The organism is Limnoraphis robusta CS-951, from assembly GCF_000972705.2.
The window spans coordinates 1-16,394 of record NZ_LATL02000151.1; the positions used below are offsets into that span (position 1 = coordinate 1).

At 41.4% G+C, this 16,394-nt stretch carries 17 protein-coding genes; 4 read left to right on the forward strand and 13 right to left on the reverse strand.

Annotated elements, in window-relative coordinates:
* Positions 1-543: 543 nt before the first annotated feature.
* Positions 544-888 (reverse strand): STAS domain-containing protein, encoded by a 345-nt coding sequence (locus WN50_RS13340; RefSeq protein WP_046281299.1) that lies wholly within the window; start codon positions 886-888, stop codon positions 544-546.
* A gap of 211 nt (positions 889-1,099) precedes the next feature.
* On the opposite strand from WN50_RS13340, the gene WN50_RS13345 reads away from it, so the two are divergent.
* Complete coding sequence (locus WN50_RS13345; protein ID WP_046281300.1) at positions 1,100-1,720, forward strand: DedA family protein; 621 nt, start codon at positions 1,100-1,102, stop codon at positions 1,718-1,720.
* A gap of 133 nt (positions 1,721-1,853) precedes the next feature.
* Here WN50_RS13345 and WN50_RS13350 read toward each other — a convergent pair whose 3' ends face one another.
* The 4 genes from WN50_RS13350 to WN50_RS13365 form a co-directional block, all read right to left on the reverse strand.
* Entirely contained in the window at positions 1,854-2,459 is a 606-nt protein-coding gene (locus tag WN50_RS13350; RefSeq protein WP_046281301.1) for a hypothetical protein, read from the reverse strand.
* Between the two features lie 236 nt (positions 2,460-2,695).
* Positions 2,696-3,646: a lysophospholipid acyltransferase family protein gene (locus WN50_RS13355; RefSeq protein WP_046281302.1), complete on the reverse strand. Its 951-nt coding sequence runs from the start codon at positions 3,644-3,646 to the stop codon at positions 2,696-2,698.
* A 167-nt stretch (positions 3,647-3,813) separates the two neighbouring features.
* Positions 3,814-4,515 (reverse strand): lysophospholipid acyltransferase family protein, encoded by a 702-nt coding sequence (locus tag WN50_RS13360; protein WP_046281303.1) that lies wholly within the window; start codon positions 4,513-4,515, stop codon positions 3,814-3,816.
* Between the two features lie 27 nt (positions 4,516-4,542).
* Positions 4,543-5,142, reverse strand: a complete 600-nt coding sequence (locus WN50_RS13365) for a sulfite oxidase-like oxidoreductase (protein WP_046281304.1) — start codon at positions 5,140-5,142, stop codon at positions 4,543-4,545.
* Between the two features lie 272 nt (positions 5,143-5,414).
* Between WN50_RS13365 and WN50_RS13370 the strand changes: the two genes are divergently transcribed.
* Both WN50_RS13370 and ggt read left to right on the forward strand, forming a co-directional pair.
* Complete coding sequence (locus WN50_RS13370) at positions 5,415-5,648, forward strand: hypothetical protein (RefSeq protein WP_049559436.1); 234 nt, start codon at positions 5,415-5,417, stop codon at positions 5,646-5,648.
* Positions 5,649-5,682: 34 nt separating this feature from the next.
* Entirely contained in the window at positions 5,683-7,461 is a 1,779-nt protein-coding gene (gene ggt / locus WN50_RS13375) for a gamma-glutamyltransferase (RefSeq protein WP_082172433.1), read from the forward strand.
* A 145-nt stretch (positions 7,462-7,606) separates the two neighbouring features.
* Here the strand turns inward: ggt and WN50_RS13380 are convergent, their stop codons facing one another.
* Positions 7,607-8,971: a hypothetical protein gene (locus WN50_RS13380; RefSeq protein ID WP_046281305.1), complete on the reverse strand. Its 1,365-nt coding sequence runs from the start codon at positions 8,969-8,971 to the stop codon at positions 7,607-7,609.
* A 356-nt stretch (positions 8,972-9,327) separates the two neighbouring features.
* Positions 9,328-10,566, reverse strand: coding sequence for a hypothetical protein (locus WN50_RS13385; RefSeq protein ID WP_046281306.1), 1,239 nt, complete (start codon positions 10,564-10,566; stop codon positions 9,328-9,330).
* 525 nt (positions 10,567-11,091) lie between these two features.
* Here WN50_RS13385 and WN50_RS13390 point away from each other — a divergent pair.
* A complete protein-coding gene (locus WN50_RS13390; protein ID WP_046281307.1) occupies positions 11,092-12,444 on the forward strand; it encodes a serine/threonine-protein kinase in 1,353 nt (450 codons plus the stop codon).
* Between the two features lie 242 nt (positions 12,445-12,686).
* Here the strand turns inward: WN50_RS13390 and WN50_RS13395 are convergent, their stop codons facing one another.
* From WN50_RS13395 to rpsP, 6 genes are all read right to left on the reverse strand, one after another.
* Positions 12,687-13,514: a DUF6816 family protein gene (locus WN50_RS13395; RefSeq protein ID WP_046281308.1), complete on the reverse strand. Its 828-nt coding sequence runs from the start codon at positions 13,512-13,514 to the stop codon at positions 12,687-12,689.
* A 7-nt stretch (positions 13,515-13,521) separates the two neighbouring features.
* The gene (locus WN50_RS13400; protein WP_046281309.1) at positions 13,522-13,929 is read right to left on the reverse strand and encodes a ChuX/HutX family heme-like substrate-binding protein; all 408 of its coding nucleotides are present in this window, start codon (positions 13,927-13,929) and stop codon (positions 13,522-13,524) included.
* 38 nt (positions 13,930-13,967) lie between these two features.
* A complete protein-coding gene (locus WN50_RS13405; protein WP_046281310.1) occupies positions 13,968-14,921 on the reverse strand; it encodes a PhoH family protein in 954 nt (317 codons plus the stop codon).
* Positions 14,918-15,121: a Rid family hydrolase gene (locus tag WN50_RS13410; protein ID WP_049559440.1), complete on the reverse strand. Its 204-nt coding sequence runs from the start codon at positions 15,119-15,121 to the stop codon at positions 14,918-14,920. Before WN50_RS13410 ends, WN50_RS13405 begins: the two co-directional genes overlap by 4 nt.
* An 82-nt stretch (positions 15,122-15,203) precedes the next feature.
* Positions 15,204-15,551, reverse strand: a complete 348-nt coding sequence (locus WN50_RS13415; protein WP_323220403.1) for a KH domain-containing protein — start codon at positions 15,549-15,551, stop codon at positions 15,204-15,206.
* A gap of 19 nt (positions 15,552-15,570) precedes the next feature.
* On the reverse strand, positions 15,571-15,864 hold the full coding sequence (gene rpsP / locus WN50_RS13420) for a 30S ribosomal protein S16 (RefSeq protein ID WP_046281312.1): 294 nt from the start codon (positions 15,862-15,864) through the stop codon (positions 15,571-15,573).
* Between the last annotated feature and the right edge of the window lie 530 nt (positions 15,865-16,394).

The window sequence follows — 16,394 nt, forward strand, 5'->3', positions numbered from 1 at the left end:
TTGACTACTCCCCCGAATTAATTCGGGGGAATCCCCGTAGGGTATTTCTGAACTTCTGACGCCGAAAATTGTCAGACTCATAGGCCAAGTCAAATCGCCTCTAACACACCAAACAAGTTGGATAGTTTACTTTTTTAGCTTGAAGACTTTCTTAACTTCCAACACAGAGCCAATTCGGTACGCTCAGTTTCCTGCCGTTGCTGTATCTCGGAGCCATAATGCAATATTACGCTTTCGGATTGCCGGGGTTTCTCCGTACTAGGAAAACTTCAACGCGCAGTTGGTACAGTTTTACTTGTCGTTTCTTTACTATCTTACAGCAACTAAAGTGGCTCGTGTCGTCTTTCCGCCCCTGAATAAATTCAAGGGGCTACCAGCCTACCGGACTTCCTCCCGTGTCTGGTGTGTCGAGCGTGTTTTTTCTTCTTTCTCTTTTTAATACAGCAAAAATATAACTCCTGCTGCCAATCGTAAAATTGCAGGAGTTTGTTCAATTTCTCCTATTGGGACTTGGAAACCGTAGGGAAAGGTGAGAGTGAACCCTTATGCGGAAAGCAGTTCGGTTTCAGTTGAGAAGACAGCTTCTAATTGATCAAAGATTTCAAAGACTCGATCGAGTTGGGTGATCTCAAAAATCAGTTTAACGGTAGCGGAAGGATGACAAAGAACTAAACGACATCCTAATCTACGAGCAGATTTGAGAGCTGTTACCAATGCACCTAAACCGGAACTGTCGATAAACTCGACTTCTGCTAAATCAATAATCCACAGTTGAGGCGGTTCGGGTGGAATGGCGAGTACCTGTTGCTTAAGCGCGTTACCGCCTTGCAAGTCCAGCCGTGGCTCTGGCTGAAGTAGGATATGCTGTTGACATTCTGCTAATTTCATAACTATCACTCCCCAAAGATTATCTTTTGTTTCCCATTCACCTTACTCTGTTTTTGACCAGGTGATTCTGATAAAAGTTTCAGTATCCTGAAAACGGACTGTTCCAGAAGGCTAGTATTGATCAGTCTATTCTACTCGGGAGGACAGATTCCCGTCATCAAGATAATATAGAAGTATAAAGCTTTGCAAAAAAACATGAAGGCAGCATTGAATGTCTTTTGAGATTGTATCACTGGAAACAATTCAGGAAATTGCCCACCAGTACGGCTACGGGGCTGTTTTTCTGGGAATTGCCTTAGAAAATGCCGGAATTCCTCTGCCTGGAGAAACGATCACTCTGGTCGGCGGTTTCCTCGCCGGGAGTGGTGAACTGGACTATTGGTTTGTCCTCGGTTGTGCGATCGCCGGAGCAATACTCGGAGACAATTTTGGGTATTGGATCGGTCGCTGGGGAGGTTGGCCGTTTTTGCTGAGTATCGGTAAACTCTTTCGGGTTAACGAAGCCAAACTTACAAAAGTCAGAAGCCAATTTAGTGAAAACGCCGCAAAAGCGGTATTTTTAGGGCGGTTTGTCGCATTATTGCGAATTTTTGCAGGGCCGATGGCGGGGATCGCTCGAATGCCTTATTGGAAGTTTTTGCTTTGTAATGCCGCAGGTGCGGCAACTTGGGCTTCTGTTATGGTGAGTTTATCGTTTTTTGTGGGTCAAGTTGTTCCGCTTGAACAATTGGTGGCTTGGGTAGCACAATTTGCGGTGATTGCTTTAATTTTGGTTGTGGCTTGGGTGGTGGTTCCGATTTGGTGGGAATCTCGCCAAGCAGATAGTCTGTGATCGATTTGAGCTTTAATATCAATTTTTACTGACAACAGAAGAGGGCAGAGGGAAGAGTAATTTTTTGCAGCCAGTTGCGTCCTATTTCCCCCTGCCCATTATTTGTAGTAATCTTTCACAAAACTCATATCAATTACACGCGCACTCGTGGCTTTCTCGCCCCAACTGAAGAACCTGCGATCGCAGCAACTAAACCGAATAAAGAACCCAGTAAGAATGACCAAGCGGTTTTTGCACTATTAGCAGCAAAATTTTGAAAATCTTGGGCGGTGAAATTAGGAGCTTGATTTGGAATATCGACGCCACCGGGTTGTTGAACTTGGTTAATCACTTCGCCTGCGTTAGAAGCAACGATACCAAAGGCTCCCGAGACTCCTATAGTCAGAAGCCATGTACTCAGAGCTAAAGTAGTAGCCCATAAAATTGCACCGTTTAACATGGCTGTTTTACTATTCATCGGGCCACACATTTGAGCCATGACCCATCCCCCGATGAATAAAGAAATTAGTAGACTAATAATTGACCAAATTCCAACTCCAGTGCCGACATTACCTGCCGATGCTCCGTTTGCACCTGCTGTCAGTCCGATCGCACTTCCTAAAGCACTTAATACCAGTTGAGAAGCGATCGCTACTACAAGACCTGAGAAAATAGCACCCCAATGCACTCGATCATGGTAATCGACTAAGGCTTCTGTTGTTCTAGATTGTATAAGTGGATCTTCTGTTCTGTAAGCCATTATTTTTCCTCGACTTTGTAAAAATCTGATCAGTGTTGTTCATTAGTAAGGATTCTATTCAATCAAGTTCATCTTTACTATCTACCTTAAGGTTATTAAATTAAATTTTTATCTCATTCTTTAGATAGAAATTGGCATTTTATTGAGCTGGGAAGAAGTCAAAACAATAATACTTTCGATTGATTAGGATTAGGAATTAGTCATTGAAAAGAATCAATCTGCCTTAGAGGTTTTGCTTACCACAACATATGATTGAGAAAATTACGAAAGAGTTTGAGTTCATCGGGTTCTTGATAATTTTGAGGTAATAAATCTAAAATAGCAGCTTGCAACGTTTCTAACACAATTTGTATATCTTTGGGTTGAGGTCGATTAATTTTGGGAAACCTAAGCGGTTCACCAAAACGCAGAGTAAGTTCTTTGTATAAATAAAGGTTTTTGGTGCCAATAATTCCCACAGGAAGAATCGGAACTCCTGTTTTTAAAGCGTAGATCACTGTTCCCCGTTTTAGAGGCAAAAATAACTCTCCTTCTTGAAATCCTAATCGACCTTCAGGAAACATAATTATGCCTTGATTTTGGGCAAAAATTCCCTGTACAATTCGATCTAAACGTCGTAAACTTTGAATTGAGTTTCCTTTAGGAACTTCTTGTTCAATGGCTGCGGCTAACTCGGTTAAATGTTCTTCTCCGGCTTTCGCTGCTTCTAACACTGCAAGTTCTTCTTTCCAAATGCGTTCAATCGGAATGGTTCCGCCACTGTAGCGCAAAAAGACCCGTTTCCAAAACTTATTATACAGCGTGCGAGCATCCCCTAAAATATAATAATAAGGTTGATAGGGAATTTCTGATAAAATTAAGAAGGGATCGATATGGCTGAGGTGATTGGGTGCGATGATAACAGGCTGTGAGGAAAGTCGATCTAAATGCTCAACTTTCACCCGAAATAAACTGTGAATAACAGTGCGAATACACAACCAACGTATCCAACCTCGTCGTTTTAAATCGGACTTTTCTTGAGTTAAAACTTCGGTTTGATATAAGGATTTTTGAACAATGCCTTCAGCATTCAGCAAGCGGGCTGCTTCTAACCCTTCTCGGGCGCGTTTAATTGTCTCTGGTGTTAAGGGAGGTAATACAAGCGGTTGATTGTTTGACTGAGATTGAAAAGGAATATTGCTATTCATGTAACAGAATGCGAGAATAGAGGAGTAGTTGTCTCGCAGTTTAAATGATCAGGTTGGAAAGTGAAATTAATCGTCAATATGTTTGTCAACTGTCACAGCCTGTTCATGCTGAAAGTGAATGTAGATTAGCACAAAATAAAAAATTTGAGTAGACTTTTAATAAACTGTCACAGAAGTTGGGAAGGTCGTTGATGTAAATTTTTGAGTGCTTCTTTTAAATCTGCTGTTAGATTTTTTGTGGCATTTTTCATCGAATTCTGTTGATACTCTCGAACATTTAAAGGAGAACCAATATTCACCCAAACCTTACACCCCATTGGGAGCGGGGTGGGATGTTGATAATAAATACTAACCGGAACAATGTTTAAACTCAAATCAGATTGATTAGAAATGGCTTGTAGGGCAATTCTAGCAACTCCGGGCTGAATTTGATCAATTTGATTATCAGGAATAATATGTCCTTCTGGAAATAATACCAGAACATTTTGATTGTGTAATAATTGAATACTGTAGCGAATACTCGATGTTCCAGGGCGATCGCGATCAATGGGAAACCCCCCCAAACGACGCACAAACCAACCTTGTATTCCCTGAGTTTGTTCTAATAAAACCATGTAACGAAGATCTCGGCTTGTTACCTTTCGCCCGGCTGCATAGGCTAAAAGAATCGGGTCCCAACGGGATCGATGAGTTGGGGCTAAAATCACCGCCCCTTCCGAGGGTAAATGTTCCTGTCCGTAAACCTCTATTCTGCCAAAAAAAACAGGTAAAACAAAAGTGGAAAGTAGAAAGTAAGTCAGAGGAGTCAGCCAAGGTGAAATCTCTGACTCTATCCCCATTGCGTTTGTCTCGGAGGCGATCTCAGACATGAATTCCTCCAAAAGTTTTGAGGGTTGTTAAAATAAACCACTATAACGTTCTTCGGCCCAAGGTTCGCCCCGTTTATGATAGCCGTTGCGTTCCCAAAATCCTAACGCTTCAACGTTAAGAAACTCCAAACCATTAATCCATTTTGCACTTTTCCAAGCGTATAAATGAGGAACCACTAAACGCAATGGGCCACCATGATCGGCGCTTAAAGGTTCATCAAATAAAGTATGGGCGAAAAAGTTTTCTTCTCGGAGGAAGTCTTCTAGGGCGATATTGGTGGTGTAGCCTCCATAGCAATGTTCCATGATGTGAACCGCTTTTGGATCGACTTCAACCTGTTTCATAAAGTCGGTGACTTTAATTCCTCGCCATTTCACATCGAGTTTTGACCAACGAGTAACGCAGTGAAAATCAGCCGTAAATTCACTCTGGGGCATTGCCATGATATCAGACCATGTGAAGGTCTTGGGTGTGGCTGAACCCCAAACTTTAAATTCCCAGTCTTCTGTAGAAATTTCCGGCGTTTCTCCGTAGGTGAGGACAGGAAAACCATTAGCCAGGTACTGACCCGGAGGAACGCGATCGATGAGTTGTGATTCGGGCTTTTGAAAAAATTTGCCTAGCATTGCTTTGACTCAATAGCAATCTTGATGCAATGTTCAGTATATCGCACAATACTTACAGACAATAGAATCAGGAACAGAAAACAGTGAGAATTTATTAACCGGACAATGGTATCACACGTAGAGCGCAACAACGACTATGGAACATTAAGCTGTCAATTTGGTCAACGGATGTGATTGCATATCCTTGACCTCTAAACTCCTATTGCATAAATATGACAAATCATCAGTAATTTACTATACTGTGATCGACGTAATGTTAAGAAATAAAAACGATGACTTCACAATTCATTATCCCTCTAGTGATTTGCTGTCTAGCCGTTTGGATCAGTTTGGGCGATCCGCTAGGAACCCCTGAAGAACTACCCCGTCTGCTTTCGGCTATTATTGGCGTGGTGTGCGGAATTTGGTTTTTTGTCGTCGCCCCTTGGGTACTGCAACTCAGCTTCACTGTGATGCTTCTCCTTTCCAGCAACTTTTTCCTCGGAGATGGTTTTAAGGTAAGATAGCCACTAGATAGATCGCAGAGGATATTAAGATTGGGTGCAGTTTCAGGTTAGAATTGCTCGATTACGTTGGTATCTGAGACTTTTTCAGAGCTTTATTGGTTTATTTATTATTGTTATTGGGGCAACTGGGTGTCAATCTGAACTGAAAGTTGCTGAGTCTCAACGTAGTCAACAAGGAATGGTGGTTTCTGCTGATCCGTTGGCGAGTGAAGCAGGAGTTGAGATGCTAAAACTGGGCGGTAACGCCGTTGATGCGGCTGTCGCCACAACGTTTGCTATCTCTGTAGTTGAACCGTTTTCTGCGGGAATAGGAGGGGGTGGGTTTTTGTTAGTTGGTTTTCCTCCGACGACTCCACAAGCGGAGGAAGCCTACAATATCCAAACCCTAGATTTTCGCGAAAGAGCGCCGAAAGCCGCCACACGGGATATGTATCTCGATGAAGCCGGAAAGGTTAAACCGAGATCGAGTTTAGATGGACATCTCGCCGCAGGTACACCGGGAACGGTTGCGGGACTTTATACTGTACATCAATATTATGGAAAGTTGCCCTGGGCGACGGTGGTTGAACCTGCTATTCGGTTAGCTGAAGACGGATTTATTGTTAATGAATATTTTGTCAGTTCTGTTAAGCGGCGTCAAGAGGTGATTAATAATAATCCCGCAGCCAAAGCGATTTTTACTCGCAATGGGGAATGGTATCAACCGGGTGAGGTGTTAATTCAACAAGATTTAGCAGCAACGTTAACAAAAATAGCTGAAGATCCGAACAGTTTTTATCGGGGAGAAATTGCTAGAGCGATCGCCGCAGATATGGCAAAAAATGGCGGTTTAATGACTGTAGATGATTTAAAAGCCTATACTCCCATTTGGCGTAAACCGATTTGTGGAGAATTTCGGGAAACTCAAGTTTGTTCGATGCCTCCTCCTTCTTCGGGAGGTGTACATTTAATTCAAATTCTCAATATTATCGGAGATACTAACTTAAAAACTTGGGGAAGACAACACCCAGACACGTTACATTTGTTAGCCGAAGCGATGCGAATTGCTTATGCAGATCGGGCGACTTATTTGGGCGATCCGGATTTTGTGACGGTACCTGCACGGGGTTTAACGAGTTTAGCCTATGCTGCCGAACAACGTCAAGCAATTAATAACAAGAAAGCCAGACTTTCAACAGAGGTGAAACCAGTTGATGAAACGACTTTAAAGCGTTATGTTTGGGAGTCTCCCGAAACGAGTCATTTAACAGTTGTCGATGATCAACGCAATGTTGTTAGTTTGACGTTTACTATTAATGGTAGTTTTGGGGCGGGTGTGGTTGCAGAAGGGACGGGAATTGTTTTAAATAATGAGATGGATGATTTTGCAGTGGCGCCGGATGTTCCGAATTTGTATGGGTTAGTGGGTGGAGAAGCCAATGCGATCGCCCCGTTGAAAACGCCGTTATCAAGTATGAGTCCAACTATTGTCACGAAAGATGGAAAGTTGGTGATGGCGGGAGGTTCACCCGGAGGAAGTACGATTATTACTACTGCATTACAATTGGTGTTAAATGTGGTGGAATTTGATATGAATGCGGGTGAGGCGGTATCGGAACCCCGAATACATCATCAATGGCTACCGGATCAGTTAATGGTTGAAAAGGGGAGAATGAAGCCGGAAACGTTGGATGAGTTGCGGCGTCGGGGACATAATATTATTGAAAGGGACGGTTGGGGTAATTCTAATTTAATTCGAGTGACGCGAAATGGAATGTTAGAAGGTGCTGCCGATCCGAGGCGAGAAGGGGCGGCTATTGGGCTTGAAAATTAAAAATTTATGGGAATTTAAAAACCCGGTTTCTTCAAGAAACCGGGTTTTTGGGATGTATAGTAATATTGTAGGTTGGGTTGAGAAAACCCAACAAAGTTGTATAGTAATATTGTAGGTTGGGTTGAGAAAACCCAACAAAGCCCGATCAGAAACCCGTCAATTCAAAGGCAGGTTCAAGAATAAAATATCCGTCAACAGCAGATGATTCCGGTAACGCTGCGACTCCTTTTTCAAATTCAGAGGGTTTCATTTGATAATTTTTTAACAGTTCGTATTGAGAGACATAGCCTTCAAAAACATCGCTCCGAGCCATTAGTTTTCGCAGGGCTGGAATGACCAGGGTTTTCTCTTTTTCTAAACCAATACCAACATTTTGATTAAGGCCAGATTTACCTTTTCTCAAAAGACCTTTAGAATACCAAAATTCGTTAATATGATTGCGTCTCAATTCCTCAATCCAAAACAGCCCTTTCTCATCTTTATATGCAAAATCCAACCATTTTGTTAGCTCTAAAACTAAAACATCATCAACAAAATCAGTTGCTATAAAACGTTGGGGATACTCTCCAATCAGAAGTGATTTTGCGACTCTACGAGCTTGAGTTTGCCAAAATAAGTTCATTTCCTCAATTTCTTTTAAAGCAATTTCAAGCATTCCTAATTCAGCCGTACATCTTGCATGAGCCAATGCTGTTAGCGAAAAATATTCCTCATTAGCCATCGCTATCTCAATTGTATTAGAGTGGGATAAAAGCTCCTGATAGCGCATATTAATCTCACCCAGTTTTTTGCGGGAATCGTGCAGAATTGTATGGCGATGTTCAACCGGAATATTATCGTCGGCTTTTAACAGTTCTTTGAGAGCATAAAAAAGCTGTGCGCGTTCGGAAGTTTCTAGAAAAGATTTTATTTCCTTAACGTCTTTTTGGATTTCTTGCAGCCTGTTATCGATTGCGTTTAGTCGGTTATAAAGAACAGCAAAACTAACACAACTAACCGTTAAATTCAAACCCGATAAAATTGTTGTACCTGTTGCAATCTGAAGAACTTGTTGGGTCATCTGTGAAAGTGAATTAACCTGACCCGACAACTCAAATAATTGATCGGTGTTCAATTGAGCAATTTCTTTAATTTGTCGAGTTTCTCCTTTGACTTGTTCAAGTTGAACATTGCCAACAATTCCAGAAATTAAATTAAGCCCTGAAACAAGCGCTGTACCTGTTGTCATCTTAAGAAGTTGTTGAGTCATCTGTGAAAGTGAATTAACCTGACCCGACAACCCAAATAGTTGAGCATTAGCAGCAATTCCAGAAATTAAATTAAGCCCTGAAACAGCAGCACCGACAGGGTTGAGTGGAGATGTTACTAAATGTCGAACAATTTGACCTGCATTTTCTGTTCCCGCAGCCCAACGAATTACACCGCCATAATCCTTGTACTTTCCAGTTATTAAACCCATAATAACTTCAGAGGGAATTGCTCGAACAACCGTCCATCCTGGAATAACCATGTTTGTTAACCTCTAGAACTCTACTCATTATTCATCCAAAATCCTTTTCCAAAAAATAATTTAGTTTGATTAGGATTCCCTTTTTTATCCGTCGTTACCATTATCAATCATCCCAATCAAACATACAATTAGTAATTGTACGGAATTTCGATCAATTGGGTTGTATCAAAAGTTTTCAGCAACTCCGAGAATTTACGGTTGAGTCGTTGTCAGTTATCTATACTTATAGTTGGGTTGCGCTATCGCTTAACCCAACCTACAGTTGAGTAATATTGTAGGTTGGGTTGAGGAACGAAACCCAACAAAGTTGTTGAGTAATATTGTAGGTTGGGTTGAGAAAACCCAACAAAGCCCGATTAGAAACCCGTCAATTCAAAGGCAGGTTCAAGGATAAAATATCCGTCAACAGCAGATGATTCCGGTAACGCTGCGACTCCTTTTTCAAATTCTGATGGTTTCATTTGATAATTTTTAAACAGTTCGTATTGAGAGACATAACCTTCAAAAACTTCGCTCCGAGCCATTAATTTTCGCAGCGCTGGAATGACCAGAGTTTTCTCTTTTTCTAAACCAATACCAATATTTAGATTAAGGCCAGATTTACCTTTTCTCAGAAAACCTTTAGAATACCAAAATTCGTTAATATGATTGCGTCTCAATTCCTCAATCCAAAACAGCCCTTTCTCATCTTTATATGCAAAATCCAACCATTTTGTTAGCTCTAAAACTAAAACATCATCAACAAAATCAGTTGTTATAAAACGTTGGGGATACTCTCCAATCAGAAGTTCTTTTGCGACTCTCCGAGCTTGAGTTTGCCAAAATAAGTTCATTTCCTTTATTTCTTGTAAAGCAATTTCAAGCATTCCTAATTCAGCCGTACATCTTGCATGGGCTAATGCTGTTAGCGAAAAATATTCCTCATTAGCCATCGCTATCTCAATTGTATTAGAGTGGGATAAAAGCTCCTGATAACGCATATTAATCTCGCCCAGTTTTTTGCGGGAATCGTGCAGAATTGTATGGCGATGTTCAACCGGAATATTATCATCGGCTTTTAACAGTTCTTTGAGAGCATAAAAAAGCTGTGCGCGTTCGGAAGTTTCTAGAAAAGATTTTATTTTCTTAACGTCTTTTTGGAGTTCTTGCAGCCTGTGATCGATGGCGTTTAGTCGGTTATTAATAACAGCAAAACTAACACAACTGACCGTTAAATTCAAACCCGATAAAATTGCTGTACCTGTTGCCATCTGAAGAAGTTGTTGAGTCATCTGTGAAAGTGAATTAACCTGACCCGACAACTGAAATAATTGATAGGTGTTAAATTGGGCAATTTCTTTGATTTGTTGAGTTGCTGCTTTAACTTGTTCAAGTTGAACATTGGCTATAATTCCAGGAATAAAATTCAGCCCTGAAACAGCACCACTGAGGGGATTGAGTGGAGATGCTACTAAATGTCGAACAATTTGACCTGCATTTTCTGTTCCCGCAGCCCAACGAATTACACCGCCCCAAACCTTGTACTGTCCAGTTATTAAACCCATAATAACTTCTGGGGGAATTGCTCGAACAACCGTCCATCCTGGAATAACCATGTTTGTTAACCTCTAAAACTCAACTCATTATTCATCCAAAATCCTTTTCCAACAAATCATTTAGCTTGATTAGGATTTCTTTTTTTGATTCTGTATGTCTATTATCAATAATCTCAACACAATATACAATTCGTATAATTACGGATTTTTTAGAAATCGGGTTGTATCTTAAAAAGAGAGGGCTTTATCGTTACCCTAAAAGCGGGGAATAAATTCCCCGTCTAAAAACCCAAGTCCTATACGCGAGGACTTTATGTATTAGACAGAGATTTTAATCTCTGGCGCTTGTGGGGGTTGCGGTGGAGATTAACACTCATTTGAGGGACAACAGTCAAGCTGTCACACTCGCATTTTAGGGTGATGGGGGTTAGAAGACTGAAATGGGGAGTTTAACGGGGAAATGAGGTGAGAATACTTGTGATAATTTAGGAAGTTGTACGTTAGGGGAACTAAACTTTTTGAGGCTTTTATAGAGTGAAGTTAAGCAGAGAGTCTTACTGGTTTAACTTTATCGAGGTCTTCCCCATGCAAGTTTTCACTCACACTCCCCCAACTCCGGAAAAACTCCTCAATAATCGCTATCGTATCATTGAATCTATTGGTCATGGTGGGTTTGGTGAAACGTTTCTCGCAGAAGATACTCAAATGCCTTCGAGTCGTCGGTGTGTGATCAAACAATTAAAACCGAGTGTTAATCGTCCTGAAATTTATCCGTTAATTCAAGAACAATTTCGTCGTGAAGCTGCGATTTTAGAACAACTGGGTGAAAAAAGCGATCGCATTCCTCGATTATACGCTTATTTTGAAGAAGAAGAACAGTTTTATTTAGTTCAAGAATGGATTGAGGGAGAAACCTTAACCACTCGTATTCAACGTTTGGGACGGTTGAGTGAGGCGGAAGTTAAAGAGATTTTGCTGGGTTTATTACCGATATTGCATCGCATTCACAAGCAGGGTTTAATTCATCGGGATATTAAGCCGGATAATATTATTTTACGCCATCCAACGGGTAAACCTGTTTTAATTGATTTTGGGGCGGTGAAGGAAACGATGGGAACGATGTTAAATTCTCAGGGAAGTCCGACGGCTTCTATTTTAATTGGAACACCGGGTTTTATGGCTTCGGAACAAGCGGTGGGTTATCCGTTATATTCAAGTGATCTTTATAGTTTGGGGATGACGGCGATTTATTTGTTGACGGGAAAAACGATTAAAGAGATGAATATTGATCGGGAAACGGGTAAAATTTTATGGCGAGAAAATGTTCCCGATGTTAGTTTTAATTTTGCTGAAGTTTTAGATAAAGCGATTCAATTTTATCCTCGTGATCGTTTTTCTAAAGCTGAGGAAATGTTCGCCGCTTTACAAAAGCTTCCGAGTCCCATTCCCAAAACTGAAGCTTCCTTACCGCCTTCGACGATTATTTTTCCTAAACCGGCTTCGTCACTCAAAAATAAATACTCTAAATTTACAATGTTTCATTCGTTAAAAGATTGGCAAAAAGCAACATTATTAGGGATTCTCATGGGTGCTTTTTTGGGATTAGGAATTGCTATTCCTCTGAAGATTTTATTTAAATCAAAGTCTTCTCAAGCGTCAACAATTGAGCAACAGTCTAATTTACCGATGTCTTTTTATTTTATTGCTGATTCGGCTTTTAATGATCCTGAAAAAGCTGAACAAAAACGTCAATCTTTAATTGAAGCAGGTTATTCTGATGCAGGTTTATTTTGGAGTTCAAACTATTCTAATTGGTCTCAAGATAAATCCTACAAAGTTTACAGCTATTGGTTCAAAAACAAGTCAGAATGTGAGGAAAGTTTATCAGAATATCGTCAATTTAACGCGAGTTCTTATTGTGGTTTTGCTACAAAGTAAATCAGAAAAACCACGCGAGACATAAAGACACAAAGATGATTAATCAAAATTCCCTCATCTCCTGTTTCAGATCAGTATTTATGGGGAATAAAAACCCGGTTTCCATGATTTATATCATGTCCGGATAATTAGTGATCAAAAACTTTCTCATAATCCTCCTCTTTCTTCTTCTTGATTTCCTCCTGACTCCTGACTCCTGACTCCTGACTCCTCGAGTTACCGGGTTTTTTGGGCGGAATCAATTAATTTTTTACGGTTTTAATCGGTTGTAATTTCAACTGATAACGATAGAGAGAAACGGGTTGATTTTCTGCTTGGAAATAATCGGGATCTTGGGGGGATAAATAAATTGCTGTTATTTGATTTGCATTAATTTTATCAACTTTTTTCGGGTATTTTGCATTAAATTTGGCTTGGTATGCGGTTGTCGTTTCAACTTCGTTGAGATAAATAGATGTTTCTGATTGAAAAATTTGTTGAACAATTTCTGTCGAAACAAATTCATCAAAGCTAGGGGTTTCGCTTCCCCGAAGGGTTACGGTTGAAAGCAGTTGATTATCATTGTCTAAAAAGGTAATCTGTCTGTTGGGATTTTTCGGATCAACTTTTACTGATAAAACGGCTTTTTCCCCTAAAACGGCTTTGGCAATATTGAACCCGTTAAATGCCCGATCTCCGACAATATTATCGGTTTTTCTCGCTGAATTATTCAGAACTTTTAAGCTTTGCGGAAACGGAAAATTAACGTTAATCAGTTTATTTTTAGCGGGAAAAAACCGAACGTTAAAGGTGATGGGTTGGTTTAAATATTGACGATTACTTTCAAAACCGGGTGTAACAATTTCTGGGGCTAAAGGTGCCACCATCTCAACTAATGTGCTGGTCACTTGCCATTCTCCCGCCATCCATTTGGGGTAAATTAAATCCCCTTCTGCTTCATTGAGAATGGGTTTACTTTCCCAGTTAGGAAACTCTGCAACTCGTTCATAAAGTTGTCCGGCGTTAGCTGAATTTCCCGTAAAAAAGCAGAGGAAAAATAGACAGATGATGATTAATTTTCTCAAGTTCATCTATTTTTTAGGATAAACTTTCTACAGAAACAGGTTGCCAAGTTTCTCCGTATTTTGACTTTAGTTCTTGCCAAGCTTCGACTTGTCCGGGTTCATATTCTCCGGGTTTTCCCCATTGTAAAAAAGCGCTGAGGGCGACTTCTTCTTGATCATCGATAAAACGAATGGCATAGGTTGTAAAGTTGCCGCGTTTGGCTTCTCCGGTTTCAAATTTAACCTGTTTTATTTTATCCATGTTCAGGTGAAATTCAAAGCCTTCGGTGTGCATATTGGCGTATTTTCCTTTGGGAAGTTCGGCATAAAATAACTTCTCAATTTTGCCTCTAGCTTCTAATACGGCTGAACTACTGGTGACAATTAAACGTAAGGTTCCGAGGGTTTCGCAAGCTTCTAAAAAGTCTTTGAGGGTTTCCATGATGATTTTTGGGTAAATGAATGAGTTGAGAGTTTGAATTATTTCTCATGTCGTTCGTAAGCAGCAACAATTCGCTGAACTAACGGATTTCGCACGACATCGGCTTGAGAAAATTCACAGAAAGCAATTCCTTCGACATTTTGTAAGATTTTCAAGGCGACACTTAAACCCGAGGTTTGATTAGGCGGTAAATCAGTTTGAGTCGTATCTCCAGTCACAACCATTCGAGATCGAAATCCTAACCGAGTTAACACCATTTTCATCTGGGCGGGTGTGGTATTTTGGGCTTCATCTAAGATGACAAAGGCATTATTTAAAGTCCGTCCTCGCATATAGGCTAAAGGTGCAACTTCAATGATACCCCGTTCCATCAAGTTAGACGTTTTTTCAGGATCAATTAATTCGTAAAGGGCGTCATAAAGCGGACGTAAATAAGGATTAACTTTTTGTTGTAAGTCTCCGGGTAAAAACCCTAAGCGTTCTCCCGCTTCGACTGCCGGACGGGTTAAAATTAGACGTTCGTATTGATCCGAAAGTAAGGCTTGAACCGCAATAATTGCCGCTAAATAGGTTTTCCCGGTTCCGGCAGGCCCGCTACAAAAAATCAGATCATGAGTGCGTATCGCCTGAATATATTGGCGCTGACGAAAGGTTTTCGCCCTCACTTCCATCCCTCGCCGAGTGGTGGCGAGAACGTCTTGATGAATGGCGCTGAGTTCTTCTTGTCGGTTGGTATTTAACGCATGACGCGCCGTGAGGATCTCAACCCCTGTGATCGTTTTACCCGTTTTCCAAAAGTCTTTGAGTAACTGCACCAACTTTTGACAGAGTTCAATTTGACTGGCGGTTCCACTGATATGGAGTTCTTGACCCCGCAGCACGACTTGGGCGCCGGTTTGTTTGGATAGGGTTTTGAGGTTATCTTCTTGATAGCCTGAAAGCGCCATTGCACTTTCAATACTGGGTAATTCGATGGTTAAGCGCTCTGTCATTCGCTTTGAGTTACTACGATTGCATCAGCTTCAATTTCAATTAACATCGCCGGATCGATTAAACGTTGAACTTCGACCATTGTTGTCGCTGGGGGATGATCTGCAAAAGATTCGTGATGGGCTTGTCCAAATTCTGCCCAACGGCTAATATCGGTGACAAACATTCGAGCAAGGCGCACCCGAAAAGCTACGACGAACAACCAATGAACGATCCATAGTTCTTCTTGAAAACATATCAAACTCCCGTTATACGCTGGGGTTAACGGGAGGAGTGGTCAACAGTTATCGCTCCGGCTTTCTAGCAAATCGGCTAGTGGTGGTGGGGCGATGACGAGTTCGGGTTGATGAACGTTTGGGAGCAGGACGACTTGGAGAAATCCGGGGGCGACTACTGCCATCGGATGGGTTCTCGTATATGTCTAGATAAACGGATTCCCCGGCTGCTTCGGCGATCGCAGAGAGTACCCGACGAATCGCCTGAATAGTACGTCCTCCGCGACCGTAAACACGGCCTTTATCTTCTGCTTCAAAAGCTAGCCGAATCCAGGTTCTCTGTTGGGCTAAGGAGCGTTCGCAATCGACTCGTAAGGACTCAGGAGCCTCTAGAAACGGCTCTACTAAAAACCGCACTAACTCAGCATAGTCAGGACTAGCTGACGGGTTCGGGTTCTGACGGATTGAGTTCAGAGGTTGATCCGGACTTGAGTTGTTCAAATACATTGGCTTTTTGCAGGATGTTACGCACAGTTCGAGTAGGTTGCGCTCCTTGTTGGAGACGCCGAACAATCGCAGGGACATCCAATCGAGTTTCGTCTGTTCTGGGGTTGTAGAAACCCAGTTCCTCTAACGGACGACCTTCACGACGAGATAAGCTCGTCGCCGCCACTATCCGGTAGCTAGCTTCCTGCTTTTTACCGTATTTCTTCAATCGCAATTTGATCATATTAGTTCACAACACTCCTTTATGATTGTAAGCTATTTTTCTTGACTGGGGCATAGGGTTCGGGACTTGGAGACAGGTCAGGCAATAGGCAACAGGCAATCTAGCAATAGTCAGCAACGGTTATCTTGAGAAGATCACCTGTGTCTAAAGACTTGAATCCTAATGGTTTCTGGGTTGATTTTCTAACCTTTCTATTGTCGCCGTTTTACCAAAAATTGCCGCACACGCCCCTACCTTCAGGTATGGGGATATAAGGCTCTTTCTAATGCTATAATAACTCTACTGGCAGGGTATTCAACCAGTTGAAAAACCCAGCATCTAATCGATGCAATGAACCTTGAAAACTTAAGGTACGGGGTTCTTGCTCTGAATGCTTTGGCCATATAAAACCTTAAAGCACCAAGTACAGAGAATCAAGCATTTTTTTCTCAAGTACGGTAGGGCATACCGAAACTATCTCTGAAATGAGATGAACGACTGGGGAGACTCACCCCTCTGGAGTTGATTGGGAAACCAGTATGCTGTAAGGG

Excerpts from the sequence above, each read along its gene's own strand:
- WN50_RS13340 (WP_046281299.1), bottom strand. The coding sequence starts at position 888 with ATGAAATTAGCAGAATGTCAACAGCATATCCTACTTCAGCCAGAGCCA.
- WN50_RS13345 (WP_046281300.1), top strand. The coding sequence starts at position 1,100 with ATGTCTTTTGAGATTGTATCACTGGAAACAATTCAGGAAATTGCCCAC.
- WN50_RS13350 (WP_046281301.1), bottom strand. The coding sequence starts at position 2,459 with ATGGCTTACAGAACAGAAGATCCACTTATACAATCTAGAACAACAGAA.
- WN50_RS13355 (WP_046281302.1), bottom strand. The coding sequence starts at position 3,646 with ATGAATAGCAATATTCCTTTTCAATCTCAGTCAAACAATCAACCGCTT.
- WN50_RS13360 (WP_046281303.1), bottom strand. The coding sequence starts at position 4,515 with ATGTCTGAGATCGCCTCCGAGACAAACGCAATGGGGATAGAGTCAGAG.
- WN50_RS13365 (WP_046281304.1), bottom strand. The coding sequence starts at position 5,142 with ATGCTAGGCAAATTTTTTCAAAAGCCCGAATCACAACTCATCGATCGC.
- WN50_RS13370 (WP_049559436.1), top strand. The coding sequence starts at position 5,415 with ATGACTTCACAATTCATTATCCCTCTAGTGATTTGCTGTCTAGCCGTT.
- WN50_RS13380 (WP_046281305.1), bottom strand. The coding sequence starts at position 8,971 with ATGGTTATTCCAGGATGGACGGTTGTTCGAGCAATTCCCTCTGAAGTT.
- WN50_RS13385 (WP_046281306.1), bottom strand. The coding sequence starts at position 10,566 with ATGGTTATTCCAGGATGGACGGTTGTTCGAGCAATTCCCCCAGAAGTT.
- WN50_RS13390 (WP_046281307.1), top strand. The coding sequence starts at position 11,092 with ATGCAAGTTTTCACTCACACTCCCCCAACTCCGGAAAAACTCCTCAAT.
- WN50_RS13395 (WP_046281308.1), bottom strand. The coding sequence starts at position 13,514 with ATGAACTTGAGAAAATTAATCATCATCTGTCTATTTTTCCTCTGCTTT.
- WN50_RS13400 (WP_046281309.1), bottom strand. The coding sequence starts at position 13,929 with ATGGAAACCCTCAAAGACTTTTTAGAAGCTTGCGAAACCCTCGGAACC.
- WN50_RS13405 (WP_046281310.1), bottom strand. The coding sequence starts at position 14,921 with ATGACAGAGCGCTTAACCATCGAATTACCCAGTATTGAAAGTGCAATG.
- rpsP (WP_046281312.1), bottom strand. The coding sequence starts at position 15,864 with ATGATCAAATTGCGATTGAAGAAATACGGTAAAAAGCAGGAAGCTAGC.